The 12,022-nt window shown below is 62.7% G+C and carries 9 protein-coding genes; 8 read left to right on the plus strand and 1 reads right to left on the minus strand.

Annotated elements, in window-relative coordinates; all coding sequences use genetic code 11:
- Window positions 1–8 precede the first annotated feature (8 nt).
- The 5 genes from V6607_RS01945 to V6607_RS01965 all read left to right on the plus strand — a co-directional run bounded on the left by V6607_RS01945 (window position 9) and on the right by V6607_RS01965 (window position 7,018).
- The gene (locus tag V6607_RS01945) at window positions 9–3,545 is read left to right on the plus strand and encodes a DUF2339 domain-containing protein (RefSeq protein ID WP_134325593.1); all 3,537 of its coding nucleotides are present in this window, start codon (window positions 9–11) and stop codon (window positions 3,543–3,545) included.
- Window positions 3,545–4,900 carry a DUF3999 domain-containing protein gene (locus tag V6607_RS01950; RefSeq protein ID WP_008435679.1) on the plus strand — a complete coding sequence of 452 codons (1,356 nt, stop codon included), beginning with the start codon at window positions 3,545–3,547 and terminating at the stop codon, window positions 4,898–4,900. The genes V6607_RS01945 and V6607_RS01950 overlap by 1 nt, the downstream gene beginning before the upstream one ends.
- Window positions 4,901–5,007: 107 nt before the next feature.
- Window positions 5,008–6,018: a class 1 fructose-bisphosphatase gene (locus tag V6607_RS01955; RefSeq protein WP_003217989.1), complete on the plus strand. Its 1,011-nt coding sequence runs from the start codon at window positions 5,008–5,010 to the stop codon at window positions 6,016–6,018.
- Between the two features lie 143 nt (window positions 6,019–6,161).
- Window positions 6,162–6,416 carry a hypothetical protein gene (locus V6607_RS01960; protein ID WP_003217986.1) on the plus strand — a complete coding sequence of 85 codons (255 nt, stop codon included), beginning with the start codon at window positions 6,162–6,164 and terminating at the stop codon, window positions 6,414–6,416.
- Window positions 6,417–6,448: 32 nt separating this feature from the next.
- Window positions 6,449–7,018, plus strand: a complete 570-nt coding sequence (locus tag V6607_RS01965; RefSeq protein WP_134325594.1) for a lipocalin family protein — start codon at window positions 6,449–6,451, stop codon at window positions 7,016–7,018.
- A gap of 129 nt (window positions 7,019–7,147) precedes the next feature.
- On the opposite strand, the gene V6607_RS01970 is transcribed toward V6607_RS01965, so the two are convergent.
- Window positions 7,148–8,512: a formimidoylglutamate deiminase gene (locus V6607_RS01970; protein WP_087693348.1), complete on the minus strand. Its 1,365-nt coding sequence runs from the start codon at window positions 8,510–8,512 to the stop codon at window positions 7,148–7,150.
- A 78-nt stretch (window positions 8,513–8,590) separates the two neighbouring features.
- On the opposite strand from V6607_RS01970, the gene hutC reads away from it, so the two are divergent.
- The 3 genes from hutC to hutU all read left to right on the plus strand — a co-directional run bounded on the left by hutC (window position 8,591) and on the right by hutU (window position 11,923).
- The gene (gene hutC, locus V6607_RS01975; protein ID WP_173406113.1) at window positions 8,591–9,370 is read left to right on the plus strand and encodes a histidine utilization repressor; all 780 of its coding nucleotides are present in this window, start codon (window positions 8,591–8,593) and stop codon (window positions 9,368–9,370) included.
- The gene (locus V6607_RS01980) at window positions 9,367–9,927 is read left to right on the plus strand and encodes a HutD family protein (RefSeq protein WP_003217978.1); all 561 of its coding nucleotides are present in this window, start codon (window positions 9,367–9,369) and stop codon (window positions 9,925–9,927) included. Before hutC ends, V6607_RS01980 begins: the two co-directional genes overlap by 4 nt.
- Window positions 9,928–10,252: 325 nt before the next feature.
- Entirely contained in the window at window positions 10,253–11,923 is a 1,671-nt protein-coding gene (hutU, locus tag V6607_RS01985; protein WP_102370210.1) for a urocanate hydratase, read from the plus strand.
- The last annotated feature ends 99 nt before the right edge of the window (window positions 11,924–12,022 follow it).

A 12,022-nucleotide genomic window follows, 5' to 3' on the forward strand; every position in this document is an offset into this window, starting at 1 on the left:
TATCGACCATGCAATGGATTTTCATGCTGATTGGCCTGGTGCTCGGCTGGACGCTCGATGAGTCGTTCAGTGATGCGGGCATTGGAGCGCTGCTCGGTTTGGGCATTGGCCAGGCGATTCGCCTGTCGATGCTCGCCTCGCGTACGGAGGAACAAGGCCGTCAGCTGGAGTCTGCCCGCAACGCCCTGAAAGTGGTCGAGCAACGCCTGGCCTTGCTGGAAAGGCCTGCCGCCGTTGAAACCCCCGGACCTGTGTTTGTCGAAGAGCCGCTGCCGGTAGCGGCGCCGCCCGAACTCGTCTGGGAATTACCCGCCGAACTGGAACCCGCCTACGCAAGCGTGGTGGCCGAACCCAGCCAGCCATTGCCGGCTGATGTGTGGCGGGCCGAACCGAGCGCGAAAATCCCTGAACAACCTGCCGCGCCTGCGGTGCCTCGCGGCCCCAACTTTATCGAGCGCGCAATCAGCGGTGCCCGCAACTGGCTGTTCGGTGGCAACACCGTGCTGCGGGTCGGCGTGGTGTTGTTGTTCCTCGGCCTGGCCTTCCTGCTGCGCTATGCCACTGAAGGCATGGTGGTGCCAATCGAGTTGCGTTACGCAGGTGTCGCCGGTTGCGCATTGGCACTGCTGGGTCTGGGTTGGTGGCTGCGGCTGCGCAACAGTAATTACGGGTTGATGCTGCAGGGCACCGGCATTGCGGTGTTGTACCTCACGGTGTTCGCCGCGATGCGCCTGCACCCGTTGCTCGACCCCGGCGCGGCACTCGGCTTGCTGGTGGCGGTCACCGTTTTCTCGGCGATCCTGGCGATTACCCAGGACGCCCTCGGCCTGGCCTGCGCCGCCGCCCTCGGCGGTTTTGCGGCACCGATCCTCACGTCCACCGGCGCCGGCAACCATGTGGCGCTGTTCAGCTATTTCGCCCTGCTCAACGCAGGCATTCTCGCCATCGCCTGGTTCAAGGCCTGGCGCCTGCTCAATTTGATCGGTTTTGTCGGCACCTTCGGCATCGGCTTCGCCTGGGGCATGCGCTCCTATACACCGGAGTTGCTGTGGAGCACCGAGCCGTTCCTGATTCTATTTTTCCTGATGTACCTGGGCATCGGCCTGTTGTTCGCCCGGCGCAAGTTGCTGGAGATGCGCGACGCGCCGGACGATGACAGCCGTGGCGCGTTGCTGCGCTGGTCGGCGGCCAAGGGCGATTATGTCGACGGCAGCATGCTGTTCGGTCCGCCGCTGGTGGGCTTCGGTTTGCAGTTTGCGCTGGTGCAGCACCTGGAGTTTGCCGCTGCGTTCAGCGCGCTGGCCCTGGGCATTATCTATATGGGCCTGGCTCGTTTGCTGAGTGGCGGGCGCGCCTTGATGCTGGCGGAAACTTGCCTGGCGCTGGGTGTGATCTTCGCCAGCCTGGCGATTCCGTTGGGCCTCGACGCACGCTGGACCGCGGCGGCCTGGGCCGTGGAAGGCGCCGGGATTTTCTGGCTCGGCCTGCGTCAGCAGCGGCCTTTGGCACGGGCGTTTGGCTTGCTGTTGCAAGTCGGTTCGGCGCTGGCGTTCCTCAGCGAATTGCGGATTGGCGAGACCAGCCTGCTGGACGGTGCACCCTTGGGTGCGTTGTTGCTGGGGGCGGCCTTGCTGTTCAGTTTCGACCAGTTGCGCAAGGCGCCGGTGGAGCACGCGGCGCAGTGGGAGCGTCGAGGCTTGCCGGTATTGGCCAGTGTGGGCCTGGGCTTCTTGTACCTGCTCGCACCGTTGCTGCTGTGGACCCAAGGCACGGCCATCAGTTGGGCGCTTGCCGGTCTTGCGACCTTGCTGGTGGGCCTGCGCATCGGCTCGCGTACGTTCCTCTTCACCGCGTTTGCCGTGCAACTGCTGGGTGGTGCGCTGTTCCTGCTGCGCCTGCAAGCGGGGGCTGATTCAGGCGCGGTGTTCAGTGCGGGCTGGAGCGGCTTGCTCACCGCATCGCTGATTGGCCTGGCATTGATCGGCGGCATGCTGCTGGCCGCGCGGGACACCATGGTGCGCAGCGATGTGCGGTTGTTGCGTGGCCTGTCGGTGGTGTTGCTCGCCGGGTTGGTGCTGATCAACCTGGCGGTGCTGTTTGTGCTGCCTTGGGAGACCGCCAGCGGCGTGTGGGCGGCCAGTGGTTTGTTGATCATCTGGCTGAGCCTGTACCTGCAACAGCGCGTCAGTTTTGTCTTCGGGTTGTTGCTGCAAGTGATCGGCGGCGCTTCGTTCCTGATCGCGGTGCCGGACCTGCTCGGGCCGCTGACCAGCGAGGGTTTGCGTCCTTTGGGCCATAGCGGTTTCTGGACGCCAATGGTGCTCGGGCTGGCGGCGCTGGTCGGTGCCTGGCGCTTGCAGCGCAGGCCTCATGCGCCGGTGTTCGAGGCGTTGAGCTTGCAGCGGCTGTCCGACGTGCTGCTGGTGTGGGGTGCGGGTTGGTGGACGCTGGCGTTGGTCAGCGAAGTGCTGCGGTTTGCACCGTCGATGCTGCAAGGCACCTGGCTGTTGGCGGTAGCGGCGGTGAGTGTGGCGATCTGGGCGGTATTGGCCCTGAGGCTGCAATGGGCGTCGCTGGGCTTGCTGTGCACGCTGTTGATGCCGGCGGCGGGCGTGGTGTTGCTAGGCTCGTGGGGCTCGCGTTATCACCCGGCGGCGGACTTCGCCTGGCTGGCGTGGGTAGCGGTATTTGCGGTGCATTTCGTGTCGCTGCGGCGCCTGGCGTTGGTCATCCCGGAAAAAGCCCTGGGCGCCGCGCACGTACTCGGCTGCTGGCTGCTGATCGGTATGCTGGCGCTGGAGTTGCGCTACGGCCTGTTGTTGCTGTCCGAGGAATACAACGCCTGGCGCTGGCTGGGCTGGGCGATTCTGCCAAGCCTGTACCTGGTGCTGGCCGCCGCGCCGCGCAGTTGGCCGTGGCCGGTGTCGGCGTACCCGCGCGAGTACCGGTTGTATGCCGCGTTGCCGCTGGCGGTGTTGATGCTCGGCTGGTTCTGGCTGGCGAATATCTTCAGCGACGGCACCGCCGAGCCGCTGCCGTATGTGCCGCTGCTCAACCCGCTGGATATTGGATTGCTATTCGCGCTGCTGGGTGTGTACCTGTGGTCCCGCAGTGCCGCACCGCAACGCGGCCCGCGCGCCGAACTGGTCGCTCAGGCGGTCGCCGGTGTCTCGTTGTTCGCCTTCTTCACTGCGCTGGTGATGCGCACGGCTCATCACTGGGGTGGCGTGCCGTTCCATCTGGATGCGTTGCTGGAGTCGATGCTGGTGCAGGCCGGGCTGTCGATCGTGTGGACCCTGATTGCCCTGAGCCTGATGATAGGCGGCCATCTGCGTCACCGGCGTGAGGTGTGGCTGATCGGTGCGGCATTGATTGCCGTGGTGGTGGCCAAATTGTTCTTCGTCGAATTGAGCAACCGCGGCGGGCTGGCGCGGATCGTATCGTTTATCGGTGTGGGCGGGCTGTTGCTGGTGGTGGGCTATTTCGCCCCGCTGCCGCCCAGGCGCCCCGAGCCGGTGGTTGAAACTGAAGGAGTGGCCTCTTGATGGGCAAGCTGAGTGTGGCGCTGTTGGGGTTGTGCACGACGTTATCGGCCTGGGCCCAGGAGACGCCCGCCGATTTCACCACGCGTGTGCCGCTGACGGTCAGTGGCGAAGGCCCGTGGTACCGCCTGGAACTGCCGCTGGCGGTGCAATTGAGCGCCCGTCAGGCCGACCTGGGTGATGTGCGGGTGTTCAACGCCGCTGGCGAGCCCCAGGCTTACGCACTGGCGCGGCAGTCGGCGCAAAGCACCGAAAGCCGCAGCCTGTCCAACGTGAAGTGGTTCCCGTTGTACGCTGCGGCTGACTCCTCCGAAGCCGTGCCCAGCGTGCGTGTGCAATCCACGTCCACCGGCACGCTGGTGCAAGTGCAGCCGCCGAGCCAACTGGAGGCCGGCGAAGAAGTGCTGCGCGGCTGGCTGCTCGATGCGAGTGCGATCAAGGCCCCGTTGCAGCAACTGATCCTCGACTGGACGAGCGAGCGCGACGGCTTCCAGCGTTTCAGCATCGAAGCCAGCGACGACTTGCAGCACTGGCGCGCCTGGGGCGAAGGGCAGGTGGCGCGGTTGTCGTTTGCCGATGAGCGCGTCGAGCAGCATGAAGTGAGTTTGCCGGGGCAGTCGGCGCGGTATCTGCGTCTGCTGTGGAAAGGCCAGGCGGCACCGGCGCTGACGTCGGCGCAGTTGGAGAGTGTCAGCGCCCACAACCTGCCGTTGCCGCTGGTGTGGTCGCAGCCGTTGTCGGGCAGCCGGCTCAAGGCCGGGGAATACAGCTGGCAGTTACCCAACGCACTGAACGTCGAACGCTTGCGAATCGACTTGAGCCAACCCAACAGCCTGGCGCCGGTCACCTTGTCGGGCCGCCGGGAAAGTAATCAGGCCTGGCAGCCCATGAGCAGCGGTTTGCTCTACCGGTTGACACAAAATGGCCAGGACGTTTTACAGAACGAACTGCAGTTGCCGGGCCAGGCTGTTGCGCAGCTCAAGCTCGACGTGGACGAGCGTGGGGGTGGCCTGGGCGTGGAGGCGCCGACCTTGAGCTTTGCGGTGCGGGCCACGCAGTTGGTGTTCCTGGCGCGGGGCGAGCCACCGTTCACCCTTGTGCTCGGCAATCCGTCGGTGAAAGGCGCGAACTTGCCGCTGTCGACCCTGATTCCGGACTACAGCGCCGAACGTCTCGCGGGGCTTGGGCAGGCCAAAGTGGCGGGCGAGGCGGTGGTCACATCGGCTGCGGTCGCGGCCCCGGTTGTTGCCGGGCCGAACTGGAAAAAGCTCGGTCTTTGGGCCGTGCTGCTGCTCGGTGTGGCGGCCCTGGGCGCCATGGCCTACAGTTTGCTGCGCAAGCCACCGGTGGCACGTTAAATAAAGTCCATGAACTCTATTGGGTTTAAATCCTCTGATAGGAGGAAATACGCCCCGACTCGCGTTAAACTGCGCGGGTTTTTAGCCCCCCATTTCCGGAGCCTTCCATGTCCCGCGTTACCCTGAGTCGCTATTTGATCGAGCAGACCCGCAGCAACAACACGCCTGCCGATCTGCGCTTCCTTATCGAAGTGGTGGCGCGTGCTTGCAAGGAAATCAGCCACGCCGTGTCCAAAGGCGCGCTGGGTGGTGTCCTGGGCAGCATGGGCACTGAAAACGTACAAGGCGAAGTGCAGAAGAAGCTTGACGTGATCTCCAACGAAATCCTGCTCGAAGCCAACGAGTGGGGCGGTCACCTGGCCGGCATGGCGTCCGAAGAAATGGACAATGCCTACCAGATCCCGGGCAAATACCCGAAAGGCGCATACCTGCTGGTATTCGACCCGCTGGACGGTTCGTCGAACATCGACATCAACGCGCCAGTCGGCACCATCTTCTCGGTACTGCGTTGCCCGAACGAATACCTGAGCCAGAACGAAGCCCTGAACGAAAAGGCCTTCCTGCAGCCGGGCACCGAGCAGGTAGCTGCCGGTTACGCGATCTACGGCCCACAGACCATGCTGGTGCTGACCCTGGGCGACGGCGTCAAGGGCTTCACCCTGGACCGCGAAATGGGCAGCTTCGTGCTCACCCACGAAGACATCACCATTCCTGCGTCCACCCAGGAATTTGCAATCAACATGTCCAACCAGCGTCACTGGGAAGAGCCGGTTACCCGCTATGTGGGTGAGTTGATGGCCGGCGAGGAAGGCCCGTTGAAGAAGAACTTCAACATGCGCTGGGTGGCTGCGATGGTTGCCGACGTGCACCGCATCCTGACCCGTGGTGGCCTGTTCATGTACCCACGCGACAGCCGCGAGCCGTCCAAGCCGGGCAAGCTGCGCCTGATGTACGAAGCCAACCCGATGTCGTTCCTGGTTGAGCAGGCGGGCGGTGCGTCCACCGACGGCCACCAGCGCATCCTCGACATCCAGCCTGAAGGCCTGCACCAGCGCGTGGCGGTGTTCCTGGGTTCGAAGGAAGAAGTTGAGCGTGTGACCGGCTACCACAAGGCGTAAGTCCTTGCGGTAAGCAAAAGCCCCGAAACGTTTCAGCGTTTTCGGGGCTTTTTTGTTTTCGCTCGTCGGGAACCAGACACCTCTTTTCCCTTCTAAGCTTCTGGCAGACCCCCAAGCTGCTTCGTCTCTCCAGGAGTTTTTCCATGTCGTTACGCCGTCTCGCCCTGTTGTCGTTTTGCGTGCTTCTGGCCGCTTGCAGCAAGGTCACTCAAGAAAATTACGCAAAACTGTCGGCCGGCATGCCAAAGGCCGAGGTGGAGTCGTTGTTGGGCAAGCCGACTGATTGTTCTGGCGCGCTGGGTATGTCCAGTTGCACCTGGGGCGATAAAAACAGCTTTATCAGCGTGCAATATGCCGGTGACAAAGTACTGATTTTTTCCGGGCAAGGCCTGAAGTAAACCGGGGCGAAAGCCTGCGGGAGAAAAACAACATGATGCGTTTCGTTCTATACCTCTGCGCCAGCCTGTTTTTGGCGGGCTGCGCCAGCCATTCTGGCGATGATCTGCAACCCAAGACTGTTGGCAGCGTCAACCTCAAGCGTTACCAGGGCACCTGGTATGAGTTGGCCCGTTTGCCGATGTACTTCCAGCGCAATTGTGCGCAGTCCGAAGCCCGCTACACGCTGTTGCCCGATGGCAACATGTCGGTGTTCAACCGCTGCCTGACCCCTGAGTGGAAGTGGCAGGAAGCCAAGGGCACCGCAACGCCGCAGGTCGCCGGCAAGACCGACAAACTGTGGGTCGAATTCAATAACTGGTTCACCTCGCTGTTGCCGGGCGTGGCCAAGGGCGATTACTGGGTGCTGTACGTCAGCGATGACTACAAGACCGCCATTGTCGGCAGCCCGAGCCGGCGCTACATGTGGTTGCTGTCGCGCACGCCGACGGTCAGCGCCGACACCCGCGAAGACCTGCTGAGCAGGGCGCGGCAGCAGGGGTATGACACCACGCGTTTGATCTGGCGTGCGTCGGACAAGCAGATGGCGAAGACCTCGCAGTAATACGAAACAGCGCCAATCCAATGTGGGAGCGGGCTTGCTCGCGAAGGCGGTGTGACAGTCACCAGATGTATTGACTGATCCACTGCTTTCGCGAGCAAGCCCGCTCCCACATTTGTTATGTGTCGTCTGTCAGCCCAGCAAATCCCGCAGGACCTGGGTAAACGCCCGGCTGCTGTCTTCTTCGGCGGCGTGATGCCCGTCGCGCACCACCCACTTCCCGTTGACCAGCACGTCGCGCACCTGGCGATCACCACCGGCAAACAACCAGCGATTGAGGATCCCGTCTTCGTTCGCTGTTGCCAGGTACGGATCGTTGCCGTCCAGCACCAGCCAGTCCGCACGCTTGCCAACTTCCAGACGCCCAATCGGCTGCCCCAACGCTTCGGCACCGCCGTCCAGCGCGGCATCGAACAGCGTACGCCCAACCATCGGCTGATCGCTGCGATACAGCCGGTTGCGCCGCTGGTCCCGCAGCCGCTGCCCATATTCCAGCCAGCGCAATTCTTCCACCACGCTCAGTGATACATGGCTGTCGGAACCAATCCCCATGCGCCCGCCCTGGGCCAGGAAGTCCACCGCCGGGAAAATCCCGTCGCCCAGGTTGGCTTCAGTGGTCAGGCACAACCCGGCAATCGCCCGGCTCCTGGCCATCAACGTCACTTCTTCCGGATTGGCGTGGGTGGCGTGCACCAGGCACCAGCGCTGATCCACTTCAACATGGTCATACAACCATTGCAGCGGGCGCTGGCCGCTCCAGGCCAGGCAGTCGTCGACTTCCTTCTGCTGCTCGGCGATGTGGATATGCACCGGGCACGCCTTGTCGCTGGCGGCCAGCACTTCGCTGATCTGTTGCGGTGTGACGGCGCGCAGCGAGTGGAAACACAGGCCCAGCCGTTGTGCCGGTTGCGCGGCCAGAATCGGTTGCAGGCGTGATTGCAGGCTCAGGTAATTTTCGGTGCTGTTGATAAAGCGGCGCTGGCCTTCATTGGGTGCCTGGCCGCCGAAACCGGAGTGGCTGTAGAGCACCGGCAACAACGTCAGGCCGATACCGCTGCTGGCGGCCGCCTGGCTGATTTGCCGCGACAGCTCCGCAGGGTCGGCATAGGGCTGGCCGCTGACGTCGTGGTGCACGTAGTGAAATTCGGCCACCGAGGTGTAGCCGGCCTTGAGCATTTCGATATACAACTGGCGCGCGATGACCTGCAACTGGTCGGGGCGGATCTTGCCGACCATCCGATACATCAGGTCGCGCCAGGTCCAGAAACTGTCATTCGGGTTGCCGGCCACTTCCGCCAGCCCGGCCATCGCGCGCTGGAAAGCGTGGGAATGCAGGTTCGGCATGCCCGCCAGCACGGGGCCCCTGAGCCGTTCGGCACCGTCTGCACTGGCATTGGGCTCAACCTTGGTCAGCAGGCCATCGGCGCTGACTTCAAGACGTACATCGTTGGCCCATCCATTAGGCAGCAGCGCGCGTTCGGCAAAGAAAGCGGACATGATTCAGGCACCCCAGTCGTGTGTTTATTTGTATATACATATACAGACGTTTGCCTGCTCGGTAAACTCCGGCAAGCTATGCTTCTTTTTCACCTACAAGGATTTCCTGTGTCGACTCCGCCCGCCAAGTCTCCACTGGCTGCCCACATGGACGAAAGTCCGGCGCCCTTGTATGCCCGCGTCAAACAGATGATCAGCCAGCAGATTCTCAACGGCAACTGGCCGCCGCATTATCGCGTGCCTTCGGAGAGCGAACTGGTCAACCAGTTGGGCTTCAGCCGCATGACCATCAACCGCGCCCTGCGCGAGTTGACTGCTGAAGGCCTGCTGGTACGCATGCAAGGTGTGGGCACCTTTGTCGCCGAGCCCAAGAGCCAGTCGGCGCTGTTTGAAGTGCACAACATTGCCGATGAGATCGCCTCCCGCGGTCATCGCCATACGTGCAAGGTCATTACCCTCGGTGAAGAAGCCGCCGGCTCCGAGCGCGCCGTCGCGCTGGAAATGCGCGAAGGCGGGCGGGTGTTCCACTCGTTGATCGTGCACTACGAAAACGACATTCCGGTGCAAATCGAAGACCGTTTCGTCAACGCCCTGGTAGCACCGGAATACCTGCAGCAGGATTTCACCCAGCAAACGCCCTATGCCTACCTCAACCAGGTGGCGCCGCTGACCGAAGGCGAGCACGTGGTCGAGGCGATCCTGGCCGACGCCGACGAATGCAAGCTGCTGCAAATCGAAACCAGCGAGCCGTGCCTGCTGATTCGCCGCCGCACCTGGTCTGGCCGCCAGCCGGTCACGGCCGCACGTTTGATCCACCCCGGTTCCCGTCATAGCCTGGAAGGACGTTTCAGTAAATGAGTTCGATGAAAGTCTGGCGCGCTACCGATTACATTCGCATGCCGTGGAAAAACGGTGGCGGCAGCACTGAAGAAATCACCCGTGACGCGGGGGAGGGCCTGGACGGTTTCGGCTGGCGCCTGTCGATTGCCGATATCGCCGAGTCGGGCGGGTTCTCCACCTTTGCCGGGTACCAGCGCATTATCACCGTGCTGCAAGGCTCGGGCATGGTGCTGACGGTGGATGGCGAGGAACAGCTCGGGTTGTTACCGCTGCAGCCATTCCCGTTCAAGGGTGACAGCCAGGTGTCCTGCCGCTTGATCGGCGGGCCGATCCGCGATTTCAACCTCATCTATTCGCCGCAGCGCTATCAAGCGCGGTTGCAATGGATGGACGGCACGCAGCGTTTCTTCAGTGCCGCGCACACCGTGCTGGTGTTCAGCGTGGCCGATGAAGTGAAGGTGCTCGGTGAGCGGCTGAACCGTCACGACTGCCTGCAACTGGACGGTAACACCGGCCTGCTGGACGTCAGCGTGACTGGCCGTTGCTGCGTTATCGAATTGACTGCCGCCGCCTGAACAGGTGGGGGTTTCTTCCCCCACATTTTGTTTCCCTCTTCCCGCACCAACTTGTTACCGAACGCCCCAGCATGGCGCAAAGCCCTGCCTCGATGACAAGTCTCCCGCACTGTAAAAATCCCCCGTAAGAAAATTCATCATGCTGCGAAGCCTTGTTTTCCAAGGCTTCCACCCTCGTCCCGGAAAAATCTTCAAACCTTGCGCGCAAAGTTGGCCGCTTGATTGCATATGCTTGTATGTACAAGTAAAGATGTGTGCGTAAGAGTCCATGAACTTCCTCTTCGCACCCATCAATGTTCGCGCATTGATCGTTGAGGATTTTTTTGTGACCAAGCCTACCCAATACCGTGACGTTGAAATCCGTGCCGCACGCGGCAACACGCTGACCGCCAAAAGCTGGCTGACTGAAGCGCCGCTACGCATGTTGATGAACAACCTCGACCCGCAGGTTGCCGAAAATCCGAAAGAACTGGTGGTGTACGGCGGCATCGGCCGTGCGGCACGTAACTGGGAATGCTACGACAAGATCGTCGAGAGCCTGACCAACCTCAACGACGACGAAACCCTGCTGGTGCAATCCGGCAAACCCGTCGGCGTGTTCAAGACCCACAGCAACGCCCCGCGCGTGCTGATCGCCAACTCCAACCTGGTGCCGCACTGGGCGAGCTGGGAGCATTTCAACGAACTGGATGCCAAGGGCCTGGCCATGTACGGCCAGATGACCGCCGGCAGCTGGATCTACATCGGCAGCCAGGGCATCGTGCAGGGCACCTACGAAACCTTCGTCGAAGCCGGTCGCCAGCACTACAACGATGACCTCAAGGGCCGTTGGGTCCTGACTGCCGGCCTCGGCGGCATGGGCGGCGCCCAGCCACTGGCCGCGACCCTGGCCGGTGCCTGCTCGCTGAACATCGAATGCCAGCAGGTCAGCATCGACTTCCGCCTGAGCAGCCGCTACGTCGACGAACAAGCCACCGACCTCGACGACGCCCTGGCGCGCATCGACAAATACACCAAGGCCGGCCAGGCGATCTCCATCGCGTTGCTGGGCAACGCCGCTGAAATCCTTCCGGAACTGGTCAAGCGCGGCGTGCGCCCGGACATGGTCACCGACCAGACCAGCGCCCACGACCCGCTCAACGGCTACCTGCCCGCCGGCTGGACCTGGGACGAATACCGCGCCCGCGCCAAGACCGAACCGGCCGAAGTGATCAAGGCTGCCAAGCAGTCGATGGCCGTGCACGTCAAAGCCATGCTCGAGTTCCAGAAACAAGGCATCCCGACGTTCGACTACGGCAACAACATCCGTCAGATGGCGCAAGAAGTGGGCGTGGAAAACGCCTTCGACTTCCCGGGTTTCGTCCCGGCCTACATCCGTCCGCTGTTCTGCCGTGGCATCGGCCCGTTCCGTTGGGCTGCGCTGTCGGGCGACCCGCAAGACATCTACAAGACCGACGCCAAAGTCAAAGAGCTGATCCCGGACGACGCGCACCTGCACAACTGGCTGGACATGGCCCGCGAGCGCATCAGCTTCCAGGGCCTGCCGGCGCGTATCTGCTGGGTTGGCCTGGGCCAGCGCGCCAAGCTCGGCCTGGCATTCAACGAAATGGTGCGCAGCGGCGAGCTGTCGGCACCCATCGTGATCGGCCGCGACCACCTGGACTCCGGCTCGGTGGCCAGCCCCAACCGTGAAACCGAATCGATGCAGGACGGTTCCGACGCCGTGTCCGACTGGCCACTGCTCAACGCCCTGCTCAACACCGCCAGCGGCGCGACCTGGGTTTCGTTGCACCACGGCGGCGGCGTCGGCATGGGCTTCTCCCAGCACTCGGGCATGGTGATTGTCTGCGACGGTACCGACGAAGCCGCCGAGCGTATCGCGCGCGTGCTGCACAACGACCCGGCGACCGGCGTGATGCGTCATGCGGATGCGGGCTACCAGATCGCCATCGACTGCGCCAAAGAGCAGGGCCTCAATCTCCCGATGATCAAATAACTAATGTGGGAGCGAGCTTGCTCGCAAATGCGGTGTATCAGTCACTGAAGTCGTTAGCTGACCCATCGCTTTCGCGAGCAAGCCCGCTCCCACATGTGA

Source organism: Pseudomonas sp. KK18 (assembly GCF_037094675.1).
In the GTDB taxonomy this organism is placed as follows: domain Bacteria; phylum Pseudomonadota; class Gammaproteobacteria; order Pseudomonadales; family Pseudomonadaceae; genus Aquipseudomonas.

Coding starts and splice junctions, on each gene's coding strand:
- V6607_RS01945 (WP_134325593.1), top strand. CDS start 9: ATGCAATGGATTTTCATGCTGATTGGCCTGGTGCTCGGCTGGACGCTC.
- V6607_RS01950 (WP_008435679.1), top strand. CDS start 3,545: ATGGGCAAGCTGAGTGTGGCGCTGTTGGGGTTGTGCACGACGTTATCG.
- V6607_RS01955 (WP_003217989.1), top strand. CDS start 5,008: ATGTCCCGCGTTACCCTGAGTCGCTATTTGATCGAGCAGACCCGCAGC.
- V6607_RS01960 (WP_003217986.1), top strand. CDS start 6,162: ATGTCGTTACGCCGTCTCGCCCTGTTGTCGTTTTGCGTGCTTCTGGCC.
- V6607_RS01965 (WP_134325594.1), top strand. CDS start 6,449: ATGATGCGTTTCGTTCTATACCTCTGCGCCAGCCTGTTTTTGGCGGGC.
- V6607_RS01970 (WP_087693348.1), bottom strand. CDS start 8,512: ATGTCCGCTTTCTTTGCCGAACGCGCGCTGCTGCCTAATGGATGGGCC.
- hutC (WP_173406113.1), top strand. CDS start 8,591: ATGCTTCTTTTTCACCTACAAGGATTTCCTGTGTCGACTCCGCCCGCC.
- V6607_RS01980 (WP_003217978.1), top strand. CDS start 9,367: ATGAGTTCGATGAAAGTCTGGCGCGCTACCGATTACATTCGCATGCCG.